This is a genomic window from Paenibacillus tianmuensis (genome assembly GCF_900100345.1).
GTDB classification, from domain to species: domain Bacteria; phylum Bacillota; class Bacilli; order Paenibacillales; family NBRC-103111; genus Paenibacillus_G; species Paenibacillus_G tianmuensis.
This window is the reverse complement of the sequence record NZ_FMTT01000003.1, coordinates 193,115-214,860: the sequence shown is the minus strand read 5'-3', so window position 1 is coordinate 214,860 and position 21,746 is coordinate 193,115. Positions and strand designations below refer to the sequence as shown.

Genomic DNA, 21,746 nt, shown 5'->3' with positions numbered 1-21,746 from the left:
AGTTATATTTCGGTAATACGACCTTGTCAGGGAAAAGCGGAGCGCATAAAAAAGCCCGCTTCGCCGAATGCTTCTTATGGGAAGCGGACAGCGGTCCGGGCACTAGCGGATTTATTCCATGTGGCAGTATGCAGCTCTACAACGACCCTGATGCACCGCACTATCTACAAGACGAATGTCCGTGGTATAATAATTTAACGAAAACGTATTCAAACAGGAGATACGCCTATGCCTTTGTTTCTTCGCCTTACGGCTTTGACCTGCGGCTTGTTTCTTCTCATTATTTTGCAAGCTTCGGACTACATTCGACCTCCCGTCCCTCTGCCGCCGCCCGAGATTGAACTTCAAACCGCGTGGACGCCTGAAGAGCTGCAAAAGCCCCCGAACATCATCATCCTGCTCAGCGAAGCATTTTGGGACATCACTCAGATCAATAGCCTGCAATTCAGCAAGGACCCGGCGCCGATGTTTCATGCGCTGCAGGAGAAATTCACCCACGGCACGCTGCTTTCCCCGATGTTTGGCGGCGGTACGGCCAACGTCGAGCTGGAAGTGCTGACCGGGCATTCGATGCGCTTTTTCCCGGAGGGTTCCATTCCGTACGAGCAGTACATCAAGCAGCCAACCGCTTCGCTGGCCAGCCTGTTATCGGGACAAGGCTATACGACAACGGCGATCAGTCCGTTTTACCATTGGTTCTTCAACAGCTCGGAGGTTTACAAGCATCTCGGGTTTTCGCGCTTCATCAGTCTGGAGTATTTCAATCCGGACGAATATTTCGGTCCTTACATCGGAGATCACGCCGTCGTGCGGCGCATTATTGAGGAGTCCGAACGAAGTCCCGGCCCAAACTTCATTTTTGCCAATACGATGGAAAACCATTATCATTACTGGCCGGACAAGTTTAAAAAGAACCATATCGAAGTGAAAGGCCATATGTCCAAGGCTGCCACAGGCATTGCCGAGACGTATGCGCAAGGCTTGTCTGGCGCCGACCGGGCGCTGCAGGAGCTGGTTCTGCATTTCAGCAGGTTGAAGGAGCCGACGATCATTGTATTTTTCGGCGATCATCTCCCTTCTTTGGAAAAGCTCTTGGTTTATAAGGAATCGAATTACATCAGCGGCGAGGACGACCCCGACTTCTTGGAAAAAATGCATAACACTCCCGTCGTCATCTGGAGCAACTATTTGCCGAAGGAAGCGAAAGAGGAACTGCATATGAGCCCGTCGTTTCTCGGGCCATACATTTTGAATCTGGCGAAGCGGCCGGGTAGTCCGTACACGGACTACTTGTCCGACCTGTACCGAAAAATGCCGGTGCTGCCGCCGAAAGCATACTATGAAGCGATGAACATCGACGTTAATCGGGTACAGCAGTACGAGGCTAAGCAGAAGGCCATCCTGGAGTTGGAGAAGCAGGCGTCCGCAAGCAGCGGAAGCTCAAATGCGGCGGGCGGTAATACGAAAGGAGATCCGTTTATCCTAGGCTATGGCGAACCGCTGATCGAACGGGTAAGCCCCGCTTCCTTAACCGTCGGGGGCAATGCTTTCGGAAGATCGCAGCTTACCATACATGGCGGAAGATACGGCCTTGGCAGCACCGTATTCATCAATGGCGAACCGCAGCAGACGACTTGGAAGAGCGAATCCTCGCTTAGCGTCAATCTGCCGAAGGCAATGACGGCCAAAGCCGAAATGCTTGACGTTCAGGTCTGCGTCGTTGATTCCAAGAACCAGGTGCTTGCAGCCTCGCGAATCGTAAAGTTACCTGTGCAAGAAAATAAACACTAAAAGCCGTGCATACGCACTGTAGAACCATGTCGACTTCTGCGCTTGCCCGGGAAATGGACGAAGCGCAGCTGTCCGCCCGGGCCAGCGTCGCTTTGCCGTATTCAACAACGGCGCCTCAAGGCCATCTTCAACATCGGGTTTCTATGTTATCGAATGCTTCGTCCCGCTCCACCGCTCGTAGAACAGTATCCTGTCCCGCCGCACGAAGCAGAGCAGCGCATGGATGCCGAAGACAAGGTTCAGGAGCCCTGCGACAAGCAGCAACGGGATCATCACCATCGAAGGAAGGTTGTTCTTTTCACCGCTGATAAACAGCACATTAGGACCGCCAATCACAAAATACAAGGAAACGCAGCGGACCAAAAGCGCGTGCAGCGTCAACCCGCCATCCCTTCCGTTCAAGCGAATGCGCACGATCCGCTTGCCCAGCGTCCTGCCTTCGGTCAAGTATGGCACGACGACAAAATAGAAGAGGACGGCCCCTGCGACGGGAAGCAGCATATGCCGCCCGAGGAAAAATAGAACGAACGGCGACAATACCGCCCAGTCGATCAGCCATGCGACAAAACGGCGGGTGTAGCTGACACGCGTAACGGACAGATCGACGCCTTCGTCCAGTGTATCGCTCTTGGGCATAAAGGCCGTCAGCCATGGAGCAACGGCATAACCGACCAGGCCGCCTGCCGTGTTAAGCATCAGATCGTCCACATCGAACAGACGGTAGGGGCAATCATAAATCCCGTACAGCCCCGTTCCCTGCGTCACTTCAAAAAACAGCGACACCAGAAACGTCGTAATCGTCGTCCGGAGAATGTGGCGCCGGAAATAATAGCGTAAAAACACGCCCAGAGGGACAAGCAGCAGCACATTGAATGCCACTTGCAGAAATGCCCGTTCCCCGAACACCTTAAGATAGGTTGCCGGATTGTCCCACTGCAGGCCCGTTTCCCGCAGAAAATCACGTACAAACTGGAACGGTGCCCATAGATTGAACGAGCTCGCCGTCCCGGAGCAAGTATGCCGGGTATCCGGCAGCGGCAGGATGACCAAGTAGAAGGCGCACAATAAGTACAATAAAAACGAATACAGGACAATGACGCGTATTTTATTGACATAGCCGTATTTCCGGTACTGCACGATCAGAAACGGCAGCGTAAAAACGAACGCGAGCAGCGGAAACGTCTGCAACGCGTAGCCGATTGGAAACAAATAAGCTTGAAGCATTGTTGTTCACACCCATGCTGTAATATTTGATAAAATTATAATGGAAATACGGCGGTCTTCCCATAGATTCGGCTTACATTAATGACATTATTGTCACCCTGCATACGCAAAAAAACACGCTGAAAACCAGCGTGTCATGCGATTTTGTACAAAAATGGCCTGTCCCGCTAAAACTTTTTTACAGCTCCTTGCGCATACGCACGTGCCAGATTCCGGCGTCGAGGAACGGTTCGGTCGAAATCGTTTTGTAGCCTAATTTCTCGTAAAACGCCTCCGCATGGGTCTGAGCGTCCAGGATGATCGTCGGAACGCCCTGCGTCCGTACGTCCTCTTCCATCGCCTGAATGATCTGGCGTCCGAGCCCGTATCCGCGGTACGGCTTCATTACGGCAATCCGCTGGAGCTTGGCCGTCTTCCCGTCGTACATGATCCAGCGGGCAGCCGCTGCAGGCTCATTTCCGTTCTTGATCAGAAAATGCCTTGCCGCGCTTGGCGAAGCATCGTATTCGTCTATCTCTTCTTCCGGCGAAACCCCTTGCTCTTCCACGAACACGCGAACACGTACGGCAAAGCAGTCGCGAAGCTGTTCTTCTGTATGTACTGGCACGATGCTCAAATCCATGATGTCTTTTCCCCCAAGCTATAACGTAAGTTTTTCTCCCGGCTGCAATGCCCGGCTCTGGATGCCATTAACCCGAAGTCCGGCGGCGAAACGGTCCGCATCCTGAACGATCGGCGGGAACGTATTGAAATGAAGCGGCACGACCGTTCTTGCGCCCAGCCACTCGGCGGCTAAGGCCGCATCGTCCGGTCCCATCGTAAATACGTCGCCGATCGGCAGGAACGCCAGATCAATCTTGTGGCGCTGACCGATCAGCTTCATATCGGAGAATAACGCCGTGTCCCCGCTGTGAAGAATCGTCAGCCCGTCCCACTTGATCACATATCCGCCGGGCATCCCCCCATAGATGATTTTCTTCTCTTCTTCCAGTACGATTCCCGAGCTGTGGATCGCTTGAATCATCTCGATCTCCGCAAATCCGATCGACGCTTTGCCGCCGATATTCATCGCGAAGGTGTTCAAGCCCTGCCAGCTCATGTACGTCGCCAGCTCGAACGTTGCAATGACTGTTGCATTGTTGTTTTTGGCGATGGGCACGGTATCGAGAATATGGTCGGTATGTCCGTGTGTAAGGAGGACATATTCCGCCTTCACATCCTCGGGCTTGGTTGTAGCCAGACGATTCCCGGAAATAAACGGATCGATAATTAAGGAATGTCCTCCGTGAGTCAATTGAACGCAGGAATGACCATGATACCAAATTTCCATACGACCAGCTCCTTCTTTTGATTCGAATGGTTGCTTTCACACGAATTCTATTGTACCAAAGAGATGACGCGAAACTCAAAAGAAGGCATCCGCTTCTGACGGCTCCTTTCGCGGCTGCACGATGCATCGTCAATCCTGGCTCGCAAACGCCTTCTTCAAAGCCTCCCGGACCCGGTCCTTGCTGAACGGCTTGACGATAAAGTCGCTTGCTCCCATCGAGACGGCCCGGATCAACAGTGCCTGCTGGCCCATAGCGGACACCATGATTACTTTTGCGTCGGGGTCCATATTCTTGATCTCCTCCAGTGCCGTGATTCCATCCATTTCGGGCATCGTAATGTCAAGCGTAACAAGATCCGGCTTCAGCTCAGAGTATAATGTTAGCGCTTCCAGACCATTGCTAGCCTCGGCTACCGTTTCGTAACCCAATTCCTGAATTACGTTTCTCAGTATCATCCGCATGAATAGCGAATCGTCCACGATCAAGATTTTTTTCACGCCGAATTGCCCCCAACCCGTTGTTTTTGTATACAAAAAAATAAGACCACCCCAAACGCCAAAAGGGAGGCCGTGTTTGACTATTTCCTCTTGTCCTTCGGCAGCTGGCTGACATCGTGTTACACCTTAGTCCCTGTAGCTTTGCGTCCTTGACTTTCGCCAAGTTTGCCATGTCGGTGACAAAAATCGATTGTAAATTGTATTATAAGCATCCGGGGGGAAAAATACAAGTACAGGACAAAAAGACCTCTTCGCAACGACTCCGGCCACTTGAGAGTTTCGTTTGAAAGGCCTTATGCTTTGGGATTACGCAGTTTCGGCCGAACGGTCCATGTTCTTCAAGAATCGTTCAAATTCATCCGGCGGCAGCGGCCTGCTGTAATAGTAGCCTTGCACCAAATCGCATTTTTTGTCGCGTAAAAAGTCGATCTGTTCCTGTGTCTCCACGCCTTCCGCAATGACTTGCAGGCCGAGATGGTGCGCCATGGCTACAATCGTAGCGACAATCGACGCCCCGCTGGACCCATAGGCAATGTCGCGTACGAACGATTGATCGATTTTCAGCTTGTCGATCGGGAACCGGTTCAAGTAGCTGAGCGAGCTGTAGCCGGTGCCAAAATCGTCCATGCTGACTTGTACGCCGATTTGCTTCAGCCGGCGCAGCGTCGTTTCCGCATTGTTCGCGTCCGCGGCCATCATGCTTTCCGTAATTTCCAGATCGAGATATTTCGGCTCCAGACCCGATTCCTGCAGCGCTTCCCGGATCGATTCGATCAAATGCGGCTGCTCGAACTGCTTGTTCGACAGGTTGACGGAAACGGGCATCGGCGGGAATCCGGCTTCCTGCCACAATTTGTTTTGCTGGCAGGCCATGCGCAGCACACATTCGCCGATCCGATGAATCAGTCCGCTCTCCTCAGCGACCGGGATGAATAGTCCCGGCGAAACGAGACCTTGCTCGGGATGCCGCCAGCGCACCAGCGCCTCGGCTCCGATCACCCGGCCCTGCATATTCACCTGCGGCTGATAGTGCACCTCGAACTCATCCCGCTCCAGCGCAAGCCTCAAGCCGTTTTCAAGCGCAAGCTTCTGTTCGGATGCTTCGTCCATTTCCGAGGAGTAAGCTTGTACCCGGTTGCGCCCTTGCTTTTTGGAATAAAACAACGCCGAATCGGCATGCTTCAGAAGCATTTCTCCGTTAGCGGAGACAGGTTGCACCGAGTAGCCGATGGTGAGGCTGAGATACACTTTGTGCGCTCCCAGCGTAAAGGGACGCTGGAGCCTCTCGTGAAGCCGCAGCGCTTCTACGGCCGCTTCGCTCTCTCCTCCTGCAATCCCGCACAGCAGCACGGCAAACTCGTCGCTGCCGATTCGCGCGATGACCTTCTCTTCACCAGCGGCGTGATACAGACGGTCCGACAGCTGCCGCAGCAGCCTGTCCCCTTGCTTCTGCCCGATGGAATCGTTGATCAGCTTGAAGCGGTCGATATCGATGACCAGAAGCGCCATTTCGGTTTCTTCTTCCGCCTCCGTCAGCACGTTCAACGTTTCCAGCAAATAACGGCGGTTCGGCATTCCTGTCAGATCGTCCCGGTAAGCAAGGTCGTTAATCCGGCGCTCCGCTTGTTTCTTTTCCGTGATGTCTTGACATATCCCGAACAGTCCGGTGACCTCCCGGTTCACGACAATGGGAACGCAGGTGACGCTGAGATCGATTGCCTGCCCCTGCTTATGCTTGATGGTCATTTCGAACTTCTGGGGGATGCCCTTTATGGATTCCGCTACCCTCCAGCCAAGCTCATCGGTATTCCAAAGCTCCGAGATGCCGCTTAAGCTGCGTCCAACGGTCTCCTCCGCCGAATAGCCCGTAATCGCCTCGACCGCCGGATTCGCGGCGATGAACCGCCCTTCCAGATCAATGGAAAACACCGCATCCGTATTATAATCAAACAGCGATTGAAAATGCTGCTCGCTTTCGTGAAGCTTGGCCGCATGGTAGGCAAGCCTCTTGTCCACGAACGACGTCACAAGCGCAATCCCCAGCAGCAACAGCGTCATCATGACGATCACATAAGCAATCAACGACGTTTCCACGCTCAGCTCGTTGTTCATCCAATGCATATGATCCAGACTGATGAAACGGGCTGCCTCCATCCCCGTGTAATGCATGCCAGAAATCGCCGCACCCATAACAAAGCCGCTGCCGATTTTATAGTAAATGCGGGACCTGCCGATGTCATCGCGAAAATGAAAGGTCAGCCACATCGCAACCATGGACGCGATCAGTGCGATGACAACGGATAGGACCAAGTACAGCGGGCTGTACTGAATGACCGCGTTCATCTTCATCGCCGTCATTCCCGTATAGTGCATGCCTACGATGCCGAAGGCCATAAACAGACCTCCGACGATCCAATTCCGCCATCCAAAATGCCTTCCCCCGACCGCGCCCAAAGCAATATACGAAGCGATGACGGCAAAGATCATCGAAAGCAGAACAAGGGCAACGTCGTAATGGACCTCCATCGGCATCCGGTAGGCAAGCATTCCTACAAAATGCATCGACCAGATCCCTAGCCCCATTGCCAGCGCCCCGCCGCTAAGCCATATTAACCTGATACGCCCCTGGGCCGCTTTGACTCTGCCTCCCATATCCAATGCCGTGTAAGAAGCCAGGACCGAGATCGCATAGGAAAGAAAGACCAAAAACCCATCATAGGTGCCAATCATTTGCTGCATAGTCTTTACCTTCTTTCCAATTTGATCCTTTTCTTTTCTATATTATACCTACGAGGCCTATATACCGTCTACATCTTTTTGTCGAAATAGCTCGAATATAATGAAGATGCCGGTAAGAGCGCTTTTCTTTTCGATGGCATGCAAAAGAAGCAGATCTGCGCAGACCTGCTTCTCTCTTTGATCTGTTATTTACGCGGAGGGGCGCTTCGATCTGCCTGCGGACAGCAAGCCGTCGAGCGCCAGCAGCGAGTTTCCGGCAATGGCCAAAGCGAGCGCCATGACGAAGAACGCCAAATCCAATTCGTACCCGGCCATCTCCGGACTTCCCAAAAATCCGCCAGCCCATTTCGCCTTCACGATAGCGCCGATCATGATCAGTGCAAATAAAGAAGATACGATCCGGGTACCAAGACCCAGGATCAAGGCGATTCCTCCGACCACCTCGATAATTCCTACGACATAGGCAGCGAAGCCCGGAAGACCTATGCTTTCGAACCAACCGGCGATGTTGCCGATGCCGCTCTGAAATTTAACCACTCCATGAACCAAAAAAGAAATGCCAAGCACAAGCCGGATCAACAGTAGACTCACTTCATATTTCCTATTCAAAAGTTCCCTCTCCTTATTTTAAAATTGCAAACACATATAGCTGAGCGTGCCTAAATCGTAGCTCCGATGGATCACCTGAGCTTGTTCTTCCCCGTTTCCCATCGCGATGAACAGCGGCACGAAATGCTCCGCTCTCGGCACGGCCTGACGGGCATACGGGGCTTGTTCCGCATAATGGAACAACGTATTCAAGTCGCTGGACTGCAGCTTCTCAAGCAGCCAGTCGTCGAAGGCAACCGCCCATGGCTCCGGCGTCTTCTGGCCCCAGTTCAGCATCCGGAGGTTGTGTACGGTTACCCCACTGCCGATCACCAGAATGCCTTCCCGTCCCAGCCCGCGAATCGCCTCGCCGATCCGGTATTGCTGCTCAGGGGCAAGACAAGGATTCACCGATACTTGGATTACCGGAATATCCGCCTTTGGATACATGCGATGGAGCAGTGTCCAAGAGCCGTGATCAAGCCCCCTGGCCGAATCGGTGCGGACTTCGATACCGTTTGCCGTCAGCTTTTGCTCCAGCATCGCCGCGATCGCTGTGGACCCTCTGGCCGGGTACTTGACCTGGTACAGCTCATCCGGAAACCCGCCGAAATCGTAGATCGTATCGTAGACATCGTCCGTCGATGAAATCGTTAGCGTCTCGCTTTCCCAATGCGCCGTAAAGATGACAATCGCCCGGGGTTCGTACTGCTCACCCAATTTCGCCAAAAAATCGGTATAAGGCGTCTGCTCGATAGCGAGCATCGGAGAGCCGTGCGCTAAAAATAACGCTGGAATCATCATGCTACCCCCTAAGTAATAAAGTTACTTTATGTAAGTAAGTATATGATAATAATTAAAGTATGTCAAGTAACTATATTTTTGTTTGCAACTATACAATTTATTTGATCATGCGGTATAATAGAACTAGAGCGAGGTGACGGGATATGAATCAGAATTCAGTATGCCCCAGATTTGAAAAAGGCATGCGGATCGTCAGTAAACGATGGGCCGGGCTTATCATCCATCAGCTGCTTAAGGGCCCTCAGCGGTTCTGTGCCATAGAGACCGCCCTTCAGATCAGCGGAAGATTGCTATCGGAGCGATTAAAAGATTTGGAGCACGAGGGGGTTGTAAAGCGGGACGTGTATCCGGAAACTCCCGTTCGCATCGAGTATTCTCTCACGGACAAAGGCCGCGCTCTGGCTCCCGTCTTCCGGGAATTGGAGAAATGGACGAGCGCCTGGGTGGAGCTCGATGAGGAACCTGCAGCCGATCCGCTTACGCCATAAAAGCATGCAAAAAGGCGCCGCTTGGCGCCTTTGCGTGTTGAGAAACTTAGAGCATTTTGTATTGGTCGTATACTTCCTTTAATAACTTTCCTGCCAGCAACTCATTTCGAATCATGTTTTCGTTATTGACTTTTTCTAATGCCCTTTCCACTGTTTGTGGAAATACCTTTTTAGGGATGATAACGATACCATCTCGATCTCCGAAAACGACATCGCCAGGGTGCACCAAGACCCCTCCAACCTCAACTGGACAATCATAAGAGATAACATACTCGCGACCTTTTGAATCTAATGGATTATAGCCACTGCAAAATACCGGGAAATCCATATTGATTAATTTCTCCGAATCTCTAATCAATCCATCTAAAATAACTCCTGTTGCTCCCCTCATTCTGGACGCAGTAGCCAATAATTCACCCCAAAGACCGCTGCGTTTGGAATTGTTCGTTCCAATCATTATAACTTCGTTCAATTTAACACTGTCAATAGCCTCAATTTCTTTCTCATACGGATTCTCATAAGTTTCAAATATATCCACAGCCAGAATTGTTTTTGTACGTCCCACAATTTTCCAATTCACATTTACAGGCCGAATGTTTTGATCGAGCACTTGATTGCGAAAACCAAATTCATCCAAAATATCGCAAATGACTGCAGTATAAAGTTTTTCCCTCATCATTTGAAAGCATACCGTTTCATCTTGAAAATTCATTGATGTGTTACCCTCCAATTTAAAAAAGATTCTCGTTGATCGTTAAATTTTTATGAAGAATTTGGATTGCCATATAAAGACTCCCCATTAATTCTGTGTCCCCTTTATAATAGGTTGTTTCTAAGAGGGGAGCCCTTGGATTGATTTGATGCAGCAATTCTTGAATGGCAGGCAGATGATTGCTTTTAAGAATCTTGCCACCTATGAAGATTCGTTCTGGGTCGTACAAACAGATGATATTACTTAGACAACATGCAATCATGAATCGATATTGAGACACGATTTGGCTTTTCTCGATATCATCTGAATCGTTTTCTAGTAAAATCGGCTCAATCTTATTCCATTCCAGCCACCGTTCCAAATATCCGCCATCCGCTTGAAATCCGTTGGAGAGTTGCTGGGAAGCATTAATCAACATATCGCCAATTTCTCCTGCAGCATACCTCCCTCCCCGGTATACTTTCCCTTCGATCATCATACCAAGTCCCACAAGCTCGCCAATCGTCACGAAAGCCATGCTGGATGGTTTGTTTTCAAGAAATGACTCCTGCCCAATCAACCCCATATAAACGTCGTTGTCTATGAAAACGGGCACTTTAAACTTGGACTCCAAATTCTTTTTTAAATGTAGTCCCTTTAAGCCGGAAATAAATCTGGCGTGCAGGATTTCTCCCGTATCCGGGTTAGCCATTCCCGAAATTCCGATGGCAATCGAGGAAATCTGGTTTACTTGTAATCCAGCGAATTGGAAACACTTTTGGATAATTTCGGATAGATCATCCGTGATATTTTCTATAGAGTCTGTGTTCATATCCTCGCGCACCAAAATCTCCCCGGCGTTATTTGCCAAAGCAATCTTGGTAACCGGATGGGATAAGTGTATCCCCACAACATATGCGTTATTACTGTTGAGTTTTAGCAATATCGGCTTCTTTCCACCCTTTGATTCACCCTCGCCTATCTCCACGATTTCCCCATCGCTTAGCAGATCGGCCGTCAGTTTCGAGACAGTCGGACGACTGATGTTTAATGCTTTGGAAATATCCGCACGTGAGATCGGCCCTTGTTTTCGGATCAAATTAAGCACCATAGCCGTATTTATCTTTTTTAATACCTCGGGTTTTCCCGATAAATCAGACATTACTGGACTCACTACCTTTCAGAAACGATTGCAATTACATCCGCCTCGACCTTGATTCCGACCAATTGACTCCCTACCGTTGTTCTTACTGGTTTTACCGTGTCGGAAAAAATGGTTTCGTACGTTTTGCTAAACCGATCAAAATCGTTAATATCCTGTAAATGTACCGTTACTTAAACAACATCCTTCAGTGTCCCGCCTGCTTCAGCTAAAATCGCTTCGATATTTTTAAAAGTGAGAATCGTTTGCTCTTCTACCGTACCTTCGATAATTTCCCCCGTTGATGGATCAAGCGGACCTTGACCGGAAACGAATACGAACGGCCCAACAATCAGCCCCTGCGAATACGGTCCCGTATTTTGTGGAGCATTCGTAGTAATAATTTCCCTTTCATCCCATTGTTTCATACCTATCTTCCTCTCCGTTTATTATGCCTAAAGGCGACATGTTACACCATTTCGCAATAGCTAATATATAGACTTTGGTTAACCTCATCAAACTGTCGACATCAACAAATTCATCTGCTGCATGTGCATTTTCACCGATAGGACCTAAGATAATTGCAGGTGAAGGCGAATATAGGTTAAACATAAAAGCGTCACATGCAAAAGGCGCCATATGCTCTTCTTCGGGCACTCCACACTCTTGACTCACTAAAGAACAAAGAATTGGAGTAAGTTCTGTCTTTGCAAAGCTCCCGGGCAAAAAACGAGTGATCTGTTCCCAGAAGACTTCATAGGCCTGCATAGACGGATCGTTACACAACGCTTGTAACCGGTTTTTAAAGTCCCGTTCCACATCTTGGAGTGTTTCCCCAGGCAGGCACTCTACCCATACCTCGATTGAACATGTTTGCGGAATTCCGTCAGCCATTCCCGGTTCGAAATCGCCGCCTTTGATATAGGAGAGCACTACATTCGGTGTCAGGACTTCACCCGACTTCGTTCGAAAGGCAACTTTATTTTTACATTCATCGTGAAAACGTTCAATTTCGCAGACGATACGTGAGATTCCGTAAATCGGATTAGACAAGCTTTCACCGCCGAATCCCATGCCACCCTTTCCTTTCAACGTGATACGCCATGTCACACCGCCCAAATGCGATGGACAAACCTTCATATTGGTTGGTTCAGGTATAATTACAGCGTCTGCATGATGATCACGAATCCGTCCTGCCAGTGTACCGTTAGCCCCTCCCATCTCTTCATCCACTACACTTTCAAATAGAATATCGCCCTTTAGAGGTATTTCTTTTTCCGAAAAAAAAGAAAATGCAGTAAGAATCGCAGCGATCCCGCCTTTCATATCATTTGAGCCTCTGCCGTATAGTCGACCGTTCCTCTCAACCGGACAAAACGCTTCAAATTCACCGTCAATTCCGGGGACGACATCGGAATGTACAGAAAACAGCAACGATCTTCCGCCACCGGTCCCACGAATTCGAGCAAAGAGATTGGGGCGGTTTGTGTAATCACGTCCCGGATAGTACGCTTCGTGATCCATTAGTCCATGGACGTTTGACAGAGAATATAACTCTGTTTCAAACCGAAGTTCACGTACTTTTTTTTCCAACAAGTGCTGGACAGGTAACTCATTTCCTGTTGGTGGACGGTTTTCGCTGGGAACTTGAATCAAGATTTTCAAAAAACCAACTAATTCATCCTTTTTACCTGTAACCCATTGATCGACCGACCAGCGAAATTCATCGGATATTTCCTTCAAGTTAAAGCACCCCTGAGTTCAATATTTAAGCCAATTTAATCAGTTGTCCGCCATCTATGACCAGACAATGCCCTGTCATATATCGAGATTCATCTGATGCCATAAACACGGCCGCATCGGCAATTTCTTCTGGAAGCCCTACTCGTTTCATTGGTATCGTTTTAAGATATTCCTTTATCCCCGCTTCATTATCAATCTCAGCCTGTGTTAGGCGAGTTGCGATAAATCCTGGACATAAAGCATTAACACGAATATGATGACTCGCTAGCTCGACCGCCATGGACATCGCAAGCAAATTCAACCCTCCTTTGCTGGCGTTGTAATGCGCCTGTGTATTTTCCGCACGCATTCCATTTACGCTCGACATATGTATAATTGAACCATGGACCCCGCTTTCGACCATCTGTTTCGCTACGGCTTGGCCAACTAAAAACGCCCCTTTTAAATTAATGGCGATGTGTCTTTCCCAGGCCTCTTCAGTAATGTCAAGAAACGGGGTCAACTCGCAAATCCCTGCATTGATTACAGCTATATCAATATGTCCAAAAGTCTCAGTAACCTGCGCAATTGCCGCATCGACCTGACTTTTATACTGCACATCACATACAATCCCCATCATTTCCCCTTTATAGGATTGCATCCATTCTTCGTTAACTTCCAAGTCAAGTATAGCTACTTTAGCCCCTTCTTGGGCAAACTTTAAGGCTATAGCTTTACCGATTCCGAGTGTACCACCGGTAATGAGAGCGGTTTTCCCTTTCAACCTCATTCCAGATTCCTCCTCCTTATGAATTACCGAAATAGTTTTATTGATAGTTAAGTTTACTTACAAAGATTATAAAATCATACTTTCGCTTTTGTCAATAAGACAGCAATATTTTTTTAAGTCACGTGAATCACTGTCCTTAAACATATAAACGCCCCCATCATAGTGGAGGCGCATGCTGCTGTAGAATTCGCTGCTGATCAACTAAAAACAAGTGTAAGCTCCATCAATGCGGAAGTCCGCTCCTGTTGTATAAGAACTCATATCTCCTGCAAGATAAACGGCAATAGCTTCTAACTCTTCCGGTTTTCCCATTCTATGTACCGGAATCAATTTTTCCCACTGACTGATCAATGGCGTTAATCCCGGATCATTCAGTGTCATCTCCGTCGCCATATATCCCGGGCTGATCGTATTGACACGCACATTTTTATCCGCCCTCAATTGCAAAGCGTTTTCCGATTCCTCTTGCTCCGCCTGTTACAAATATTTTCTTCCCGTCCAATCTCATTTTTTCTATAATTCCCATTTTCTTTTCCTCCTCTTATTTTAAAATTCTCAACTTATTCGCCAACAATCTGAACATTTTGAACCTACTTTTACAACCTTGTAATTTTTAATCAAAAAAATGTACCGCTTACAATTGTCTTTTATTTATTTTCAAACGTTGTAATTTATATTAACTTTTATCGTTTTGTCGGTTTAAGTAATATTTTTAGGAATCTTCTCAGGCTCATCTAGGAAATTAGTAAGCAAGGCACCTATAAAATAAAGTATAGCAACTACCCAAGTGACACCGCTTGCACCAATGGAATTTATGAATAGACCAACTATTGCTGGGCCAATAACAACAGACAAACCTGTTCCTAAGTTCAATACTGACATGATTGCCCCTTTATCATTTTCAACCAAATTAGCTGACATTGCATCTAAAGGTATATAACCTGCTACACCTGCTCCCCAAATCATCCCAAGTATAAGTAATATAATATAGTTTGCTCCAACCAGTTGTGGAGCAAAAAATAGAAGTAAAGATGCTACTCCAGTCAGGACTCCACCACACCAAATAATAGTTCTTTTATATCCTATTTTGTCTCCAACTATTCCCCAAATCAAATTAAACAGGATATTACTAGTAAAAGCAGTACCCCATATGCTTAGCCATTCAGAGGTTGTAAAACCTTGAGATATCATATACATAGGCAGGTAGACAGGAAAAGCATACTGAGACAGTGAATTTATAATTCGAAGGATACAAGCTATTAATAACTTAGGATGTTCTTTAAGAATCGTTACTCCTTTTAGAACCTCTTTAATTTTATCCATTGTATTATTATTACTTTGAGGGACAATATTATCGCGATTAAGTACTAGCGCAAAAAAAGCGCCAGAAATAATAAAAATGAGCGTAGTCCATAAAGTATTAATATGACCTAGTTGATTTATAGCCCAACTAGCATAAAAAGTAGCCAACACTTGCATCCCGCCTGAAAAGACAAAGTAAAACCATCCATATGCTGTACTTAGTTTTTCGGCTGGGCTTCTATATGCAATCCAAACTGAAAACGCATAGGCGAAAAGAGGATATCCAAACCCTTTTATGGCCTGTGTAATCAATAATATCGAATAAGACATTTCTTTTAACCCTAAGCTTACGAAACCTACTGTACCAACGACACAAAAAATTACTCCTAATAGCATTGTTCGTTTAGCACCAAATGTTTCAAAAAATACTCCGGCAAACCAGGATGATATCGCTACAGTCACACCATACATACTAAATAAAGTAGAAACTTGTTGAATACTTAATCCATTATCCTCCAAATAGGGACTTAACCAACCTATTTCGATCCCATTGCCAATCATAAATACTAAAACACCCAAATAACTCCACGATAAGACACTTGGTATACCAATTCTATCAAAAAAACTCTCTCTCCTAGCCTTCATCCTAACCCCACCTAACTAATTTATGCGAGCCGGTGCACCGCTCGTTTACGATTTAGCGCTTTCAATTCAAAATAACACTTGAAAATAACAAAGCCCCTTGGGCTTTCGAAATTTAGGTTTATGCAAGAAACTGTAACCGTTTTCATCCAATGTCAATAAATCCAGCTTTTCAATTTACTTGAACAACTTATTGAGTGCCCCTTTTGACAAATGGCTTTTTTGTGCAGCGCCTACGGCACTGCACAAATTAAATGCCATAACCTACATTTTATGATGCACTAAACAGGTGAATCCCTCTCTGAAACTCTTTTACCCTAAAAGCAAGTGTAAGCTCCATCAATGCGGAAGTCCGCTCCTGTTGTATAAGAACTCATATCTCCTGCAAGATAAACGGCAATAGCTTCTAACTCTTCCGGTTTTCCCATTCTATGTACCGGAATCAATTTTTCCCACTGACTGATCAATGGCGTTAATCCCGGATCATTCAGTGTCATCTCCGTCGCCATATATCCCGGGCTGATCGTATTGACACGTACATTTTTATCCGCCCACTCCACAGCCATATTTCTTGACATCGCTATCACACCTGCTTTTGATGCCGCATACGAACATTCTTTCTGAGGAACATTTGTAATATGGGCTGACATCGAGGCGGTATTGATAATCGAGCCTCCTCCTTGTTTTATCATCACTCTCCCGGCTGCCTGCGCGGTTAGGAAAGTTCCATTTAAGTTTACGTTGATTACCCTGTTCCAATCTTCCAGCGTATCCTCTTCTACCGGTACCACGTGTCCTATCCCTGCATTACAAAATGCTACATCCAGTCTGCCGAATTCTTTTAGAATCGTCTCCATCATCTTATTCACTTCGTCAGGCTTGGTAATATCCGTTTTAATTGCGATCGTTTTATTATGATTGGCCTGTGCAATTTCTTTTGCGGTTTTCTGTGCCTCTTCTAAATCAACATCAACAATGGCAACATCTGCCCCTGCTTCGGAAAGTGCAATTGCAAAGCGTTTTCCGATTCCTCTTGCTCCGCCTGTTACAAATATTTTCTTCCCGTCCAATCTCATTTTTTCTATAATTCCCATGTTCTTTTCCTCCTCTTATTTTAAAATTCTCAACTTATTCGCCGACAATCTGCACACGTACCATGCGTGTACGCTCTCTCGTCTGATCCATATCCGAAAAATAGATTCTTCCGAACTCGCCTAAAGTCATTTCACCTTCCAAAAGCGGAATTGTCTCAGACCGCCCAAGCAAAACAGAACGTAAATGTCCGTCTGTGTTCAGCAACCATTCTGGCTTTTCATCCCTTAATTCCATTGCATTTTTTGTATGAATCGGACCCGGATGCAGATATTGCCCCTCATACTGACATGTCGGAATGATTTTCTCCAATGCATTTATCATATCCTGAAGGATCAGCGGAGTGTTCCAAAAAGTAACATCCTCTGAATCCTCCTGCAGAAATACACTGCAGCTTGTATGTTGTGAAAAAACATTGACAAGCCCGTTTTTAATTCCTGATTTTTTTACACATTCCTGTACCTGTTCTGTAATGTCATCAAAACTCACTCTTCTGCCTGTTTCAATTTTAAATACTTCATGAAATACTGCCATAATATTAATTCTCCTTTTCTTTTTTTCTTATCTTCCATGCTTCTGCCACAGATGCAATCATTTTTTCCATCATTTCTAATGGCTTCTCTGCCTTTATGATTCCGCTGGTTGAACCCGTGGCATCGGCTCCTGCTTTAATTATTTCGTAAACATCTTTTTCATCGGTTATTCCCGCTCCATGCAAAATCAGCATATTAGGATTCACCTGGTGTATTGCATGATTGATTTTTGCAATCTCTTCCATATCCTGAGGGCCGCGTGCGCCCTTCCCTATGAGCGCAGGTGATTCAGCTAAAATAATATCCGGGTTAAGACATGCTATTGCGGCACCTTCTTCACTGCTTCCAGCACATACTAATGTTGCCAGACCCACTTCATGTGCTCTTTTTATACTTTGTGTCAGCACTTCTATTGTTAATGGTTTCTCCGTATGATTCAAAAGAACGCCAACCGCTCCTGCTGCTTTTACCGCCTCAGGTAAAACCGCTCCCACTCCCCTTCCCGGATATATGGGGTCCATGTGCTGCGCAAATACTTTAATGTAACGGGTTGCCCTTGAGATCGGCTCTATATCTGTATACTGAGCAGTAAAAATGATATCAACTCCATATTTTTCACAGAGTCTGTCAGCTTCTACTGCCAGTTCTACCGCTTCTTTTCCATATAGATATGTCTTGGGGCCAATTTCAAAAAATGGCTTGCTTATTTTAAATTCATTCTTCATAACATCACCTATTTCAACATCTTCTTTAAAAACTCTGCGGTCTCGGGCAATGTCTTAGATGGATCTCCGCTGGTGCTGCATTCTAAATTGAGGAAGCCATTGAAACCAACCTCTTTCAACGCATTAAAGCACGCCTTCCAATCAATTGCTCCATAGCCCGGAAGCAGACGGTTATTGTCACCTAAATGTACATGTTGAATAGAGTCTCCTGCGTATTTAATGCTTTCAACCATATCCGCCTCTTCTATGGACATATGGAAAAAATCTGCTAAAACTCCGGAGTTATCTATGTTTAATTTGTCAATGACATCCTTGCATTCTTTGATACTGTTTAAGTATGGACTTTCATATCTATTAATCCCTTCAAGCAGCATCCTGCCCTTGGTCCCCATAAGGGGTTTGGCAACTTCTTTGTACATTTCCAGAAACCCCAGCTCTTCCATTTCTGTCATTTTTTGATAAGAATGAAACAATGGCAGCGGATTCTGCGCACCGTATGCAAATTCAAGCTCTGTGACTGCTCCGATTTCACCACTAATTTCAGCCGCAAGCTTATACATTTCCCTGCTCTTTTTTCTGAGCTCCATATTGTCATCCATTAAATGTCCGTAAATCTCATCTCCAAAGGCAAACTCACACGGGATGATTCCTGTTCTTTCTTGTAATGCAAGTATTTCCTGGTGCAGCTCTTCGCTCCATTCACTATAGTTCACAAATATCGCGATGCCATCGTAACCCCATTTGTACAGTTGAGTGGCCTGCTCAGTCAAATTGTTTCCCGGCAGCATTAAATTCGTACATGATATCTTCATTTTGAACCTCCTTTTACAACCTTGTAATTTTTTATCAAAAAAATGTACCGCTTACAAACTGTCTTTTGTTTGTTTTCAAACGTTGTAATGATCATATTAGCTTTTATCCGTTTTGTCAATCACTCTGTCGAACTCATTTTTAATCTCTCGCAGCATATTGACAACGTTGTAAATATATTGTACTCTGTTCTAAATATTTATCCTCACAAACTTCTGCGTAATTGCTCCTCATTAAAGAAAGGAGTATCCAGCAATGACAGATACAAACAAACCTATTACTATTAAAACCATTGCAAAGGAATTGAACATCTCATTTTCAACTGTATCGAAAGCATTGAACAACAACCCTGCCATTAAAGAAGAGACCCGAAAGATGGTTTTAGATAAAGCAAATGAAATGGGCTATACCCCTAATTCACTTGCCAAAGGCCTGCGAAGCAATTCTACCAAAACCATTGCAATCATTTTTAATGATATCGAAAATCCTGTACTTACCTATATTTTCCGCACCATTTCGATCAAGATGGCTGATCATGGATATACCACAATGATTTTTGATTCACAGTTCAGTGAAAAAATTGAACGCGCCAATATATTGACTGTTCTTTCCAGGCAGCCGGATTTTATTATTCTCGAACCGACATCCATGAACCCAAATAATTTACAGCTGTTATCAGAGATGTCCAATCGACTAATCCTTCAGGGCGTTCGCTACGAGACCATGAATTGTCACCATGTTCATGTTGATTATGCGCATGGCGGATATCTTGCTGCTTGTGCCATGCTGTCAAATGGACATCGGGATTGTTTAGTTATCACAGAGCCCTTATCCTTTCCCACGAGTGAACAGTTTGTATTAGGGATCGAACGGGCTTACAGCGAATATAATGTTCCGTTTAACAGAGATATGGTTAAAACAACACATTCATCCATCACAAACGGCTTTCAGACCATGCAGAAATTATGGGATTATGACACAAATGCATTCAGTATTCCCTTTACAGGTGTACTGACCTTTGATGATACTCTGGCTTACGGAGTATACAAAGCTGCTATGCAGTACAATTTTAAAATTCCGGAAGATATAAGTGTTATTGGATTCGATGATAATCCTCTTTCAGCTTTTTCCATGCCTCCTCTGACCACCATACACCTGCCCAAAGAAAAAATGGCAGAGAACTACATCAGTATTTTACAATCAGCGTTATTGGAAGGACGTACTGAAACACGCTTTTTTTCTTCTGACCCAATCCTGATTCCCAGAGATTCTGTATGCAATTTGTTTAGAAGAAACAGGAGGAACTAAAATATGAATATCATATCTATCGATTTGGGTACGACGAATATCAAAGTTTCTGTATACGACAAGCATTTGAATCCGCTTACTACACTTTCAGAAACCGTACATTATAACCGCAGCGGCGATTTTGTAGAATTTGACCCTGAGCAGTACTTCACATGCATTCAAGAAATGATCTGCAAAACGGCTGCAATCGGAAAAACTTCAAACAACGAAGATGTCATCCAGATTGTCCTGACCGGGCAGGCAGAATCTCTTATTTTACTGGACGAAAACAAAACACCCGTACATCCCGCAATCTCCTGGTTGGATATGCGCTCCCGCAAAGAATGTGAAGAATTATCTTCTGTATTTGATTCTGAGCTGTGCTACCGCATTACAGGCCAGCCCGAATTAATCCCAACATGGCCGATTACAAAGATGCTTTGGATGAACCGGAATAAACCCGATATATTTAATCAGACTGCTCATTATCTATTGCTGAAAGATTATATCATCTATCGATTATGCGGCCGCATAGCCGGAGATTACTCTATCTATAGCTTTTCTCATTATTTTAACATCACAGAGAAATGCTACTGGGAAGATATCCTCAATTACTGCGGCGTAAAAACAGAGCAGTTGCCTGAAGTACTTCCTTCCTGCAGTATTGCCGGGACACTTTTATTGGAATGGATTGATTCCGAAATCGGGTTGACTTATGATACGAAGATCAATGTAGGAACATTGGATCATTTTGCCGGCATGATTGGAACCGGAAACATCAAAGAAGGTATCATCAGCGAATCTGCGGGAACCGTTTTATCTATCGCTACTCTGGTAAACGCTCCTCTTTTCAGTGAAGGCCGGATTCCGCTGAATTGCGGACCTTTCCCGGATACCTACGTCCTGTTACCGGTATGCGAGAGTGGCGGATTTAGCTTGGAATGGTACAAGAATCAGTTTTTAGAAGATGTTTCATTTACAGATATAAATGAGACCCTTATGCGGCGAACCCATCGTATACCGCCTGTATTTTTGCCATACTTGACAGGAGTAAACGCTCCTGACTTCAATGAAAATGCTTCCGGCGTTTTCTTCGGTATCCATGCTTCACATGATAAATACGATTTCGCTCTGGCTATTATGCAGGGTGTTGCCTGTCTGCTGAAAAAGAATCTGGACTATATGCGTGATTCCGGAGTCAAGATAAATAAAATCATTTCCACCGGCGGCGGAGCAAAATCGCCTTTGTGGACCCAACTGAAGTCAGATATCACAAAGCAGGTAATTGAACTTCCAGAAAACGAAGAGGCGCCTTGCTACGGCGCTGCCATGATTGGCGCCGTTTCGGAAGGGTTTTTCCCGACATTCAAAGATGCTGTGGATCATTGTGTCGTAATGAAGAAGAGATATGAACCTGCTGAACGTATGGAGTATGATAAAACCTATGCTGTTTTCACTGCCTTGTATCGTTCTCTGAAAGATGTATATGAGTTGAATGCAAATGAAAGAATGAGGGATTTTTAAGAGGTTTTATAATAAGTTTGAGGCC

At 46.1% G+C, this 21,746-nt stretch carries 21 protein-coding genes, 1 pseudogene and 1 riboswitch; of the genes and pseudogenes, 4 read left to right on the top strand and 18 right to left on the bottom strand.

The window, feature by feature from the left end; genetic code table 11:
* Positions 1 to 228: 228 nt before the first annotated feature.
* Positions 229 to 1,791 carry a sulfatase-like hydrolase/transferase gene (locus tag BLO51_RS03745; protein ID WP_090666986.1) on the top strand — a complete coding sequence of 521 codons (1,563 nt, stop codon included), beginning with the start codon at positions 229 to 231 and terminating at the stop codon, positions 1,789 to 1,791.
* Positions 1,792 to 1,932: 141 nt separating this feature from the next.
* Here BLO51_RS03745 and BLO51_RS03740 read toward each other — a convergent pair whose 3' ends face one another.
* The 7 genes from BLO51_RS03740 to BLO51_RS03710 all read right to left on the bottom strand — a co-directional run bounded on the left by BLO51_RS03740 (position 1,933) and on the right by BLO51_RS03710 (position 8,971).
* Positions 1,933 to 3,015: a VanZ family protein gene (locus BLO51_RS03740; RefSeq protein ID WP_090666984.1), complete on the bottom strand. Its 1,083-nt coding sequence runs from the start codon at positions 3,013 to 3,015 to the stop codon at positions 1,933 to 1,935.
* 178 nt (positions 3,016 to 3,193) lie between these two features.
* On the bottom strand, positions 3,194 to 3,637 hold the full coding sequence (locus BLO51_RS03735) for a GNAT family N-acetyltransferase (protein ID WP_090666982.1): 444 nt from the start codon (positions 3,635 to 3,637) through the stop codon (positions 3,194 to 3,196).
* A gap of 18 nt (positions 3,638 to 3,655) precedes the next feature.
* Positions 3,656 to 4,345: a metal-dependent hydrolase gene (locus BLO51_RS03730; protein ID WP_090666980.1), complete on the bottom strand. Its 690-nt coding sequence runs from the start codon at positions 4,343 to 4,345 to the stop codon at positions 3,656 to 3,658.
* A gap of 129 nt (positions 4,346 to 4,474) precedes the next feature.
* The gene (locus BLO51_RS03725; RefSeq protein ID WP_090667018.1) at positions 4,475 to 4,843 is read right to left on the bottom strand and encodes a response regulator; all 369 of its coding nucleotides are present in this window, start codon (positions 4,841 to 4,843) and stop codon (positions 4,475 to 4,477) included.
* Between the two features lie 96 nt (positions 4,844 to 4,939).
* Positions 4,940 to 5,023: riboswitch (cyclic di-GMP riboswitch) on the bottom strand.
* Positions 5,024 to 5,149: 126 nt separating this feature from the next.
* Entirely contained in the window at positions 5,150 to 7,582 is a 2,433-nt protein-coding gene (locus BLO51_RS03720) for an EAL domain-containing protein (RefSeq protein ID WP_090666978.1), read from the bottom strand.
* Between the two features lie 189 nt (positions 7,583 to 7,771).
* Entirely contained in the window at positions 7,772 to 8,191 is a 420-nt protein-coding gene (locus BLO51_RS03715) for a DoxX family protein (protein ID WP_090666976.1), read from the bottom strand.
* Between the two features lie 18 nt (positions 8,192 to 8,209).
* On the bottom strand, positions 8,210 to 8,971 hold the full coding sequence (locus tag BLO51_RS03710; protein WP_090666974.1) for a DODA-type extradiol aromatic ring-opening family dioxygenase: 762 nt from the start codon (positions 8,969 to 8,971) through the stop codon (positions 8,210 to 8,212).
* A gap of 146 nt (positions 8,972 to 9,117) precedes the next feature.
* On the opposite strand from BLO51_RS03710, the gene BLO51_RS03705 reads away from it, so the two are divergent.
* Positions 9,118 to 9,462 (top strand): winged helix-turn-helix transcriptional regulator, encoded by a 345-nt coding sequence (locus BLO51_RS03705; protein ID WP_090666972.1) that lies wholly within the window; start codon positions 9,118 to 9,120, stop codon positions 9,460 to 9,462.
* Between the two features lie 46 nt (positions 9,463 to 9,508).
* Here BLO51_RS03705 and BLO51_RS03700 read toward each other — a convergent pair whose 3' ends face one another.
* The 11 genes and pseudogenes from BLO51_RS03700 to BLO51_RS03650 all read right to left on the bottom strand — a co-directional run bounded on the left by BLO51_RS03700 (position 9,509) and on the right by BLO51_RS03650 (position 18,912).
* The gene (locus BLO51_RS03700) at positions 9,509 to 10,174 is read right to left on the bottom strand and encodes an RraA family protein (RefSeq protein ID WP_090666969.1); all 666 of its coding nucleotides are present in this window, start codon (positions 10,172 to 10,174) and stop codon (positions 9,509 to 9,511) included.
* Positions 10,175 to 10,193: 19 nt separating this feature from the next.
* Positions 10,194 to 11,315, bottom strand: coding sequence for an ROK family protein (locus BLO51_RS03695; protein ID WP_090666967.1), 1,122 nt, complete (start codon positions 11,313 to 11,315; stop codon positions 10,194 to 10,196).
* An 11-nt stretch (positions 11,316 to 11,326) separates the two neighbouring features.
* A pseudogene (locus BLO51_RS30960) lies at positions 11,327 to 11,722 on the bottom strand (RidA family protein).
* Positions 11,706 to 13,037 (bottom strand): M20 family metallopeptidase, encoded by a 1,332-nt coding sequence (locus BLO51_RS03685; RefSeq protein ID WP_090666965.1) that lies wholly within the window; start codon positions 13,035 to 13,037, stop codon positions 11,706 to 11,708. Before BLO51_RS03685 ends, BLO51_RS30960 begins: the two are co-directional and overlap by 17 nt.
* 25 nt (positions 13,038 to 13,062) lie before the next feature.
* Positions 13,063 to 13,806, bottom strand: coding sequence for an SDR family NAD(P)-dependent oxidoreductase (locus BLO51_RS03680; protein ID WP_090666962.1), 744 nt, complete (start codon positions 13,804 to 13,806; stop codon positions 13,063 to 13,065).
* A 201-nt stretch (positions 13,807 to 14,007) separates the two neighbouring features.
* Complete coding sequence (locus BLO51_RS03675) at positions 14,008 to 14,229, bottom strand: SDR family oxidoreductase (RefSeq protein WP_245719511.1); 222 nt, start codon at positions 14,227 to 14,229, stop codon at positions 14,008 to 14,010.
* Between the two features lie 276 nt (positions 14,230 to 14,505).
* The gene (locus tag BLO51_RS03670; RefSeq protein WP_090666960.1) at positions 14,506 to 15,753 is read right to left on the bottom strand and encodes an MFS transporter; all 1,248 of its coding nucleotides are present in this window, start codon (positions 15,751 to 15,753) and stop codon (positions 14,506 to 14,508) included.
* A gap of 314 nt (positions 15,754 to 16,067) precedes the next feature.
* Entirely contained in the window at positions 16,068 to 16,844 is a 777-nt protein-coding gene (locus tag BLO51_RS03665) for an SDR family oxidoreductase (protein WP_090666958.1), read from the bottom strand.
* A 34-nt stretch (positions 16,845 to 16,878) separates the two neighbouring features.
* Positions 16,879 to 17,376 (bottom strand): secondary thiamine-phosphate synthase enzyme YjbQ, encoded by a 498-nt coding sequence (locus BLO51_RS03660; protein WP_090666956.1) that lies wholly within the window; start codon positions 17,374 to 17,376, stop codon positions 16,879 to 16,881.
* Positions 17,377 to 17,380: 4 nt separating this feature from the next.
* Positions 17,381 to 18,100 carry a triose-phosphate isomerase gene (locus BLO51_RS03655; RefSeq protein ID WP_090666954.1) on the bottom strand — a complete coding sequence of 240 codons (720 nt, stop codon included), beginning with the start codon at positions 18,098 to 18,100 and terminating at the stop codon, positions 17,381 to 17,383.
* A gap of 8 nt (positions 18,101 to 18,108) precedes the next feature.
* The gene (locus BLO51_RS03650; protein WP_090666952.1) at positions 18,109 to 18,912 is read right to left on the bottom strand and encodes a sugar phosphate isomerase/epimerase family protein; all 804 of its coding nucleotides are present in this window, start codon (positions 18,910 to 18,912) and stop codon (positions 18,109 to 18,111) included.
* A gap of 253 nt (positions 18,913 to 19,165) precedes the next feature.
* On the opposite strand from BLO51_RS03650, the gene BLO51_RS03645 reads away from it, so the two are divergent.
* Complete coding sequence (locus BLO51_RS03645; RefSeq protein ID WP_090666949.1) at positions 19,166 to 20,218, top strand: LacI family DNA-binding transcriptional regulator; 1,053 nt, start codon at positions 19,166 to 19,168, stop codon at positions 20,216 to 20,218.
* Between the two features lie 3 nt (positions 20,219 to 20,221).
* Positions 20,222 to 21,721, top strand: coding sequence for an FGGY-family carbohydrate kinase (locus BLO51_RS03640; protein WP_090666946.1), 1,500 nt, complete (start codon positions 20,222 to 20,224; stop codon positions 21,719 to 21,721).
* Positions 21,722 to 21,746 lie beyond the last annotated feature (25 nt).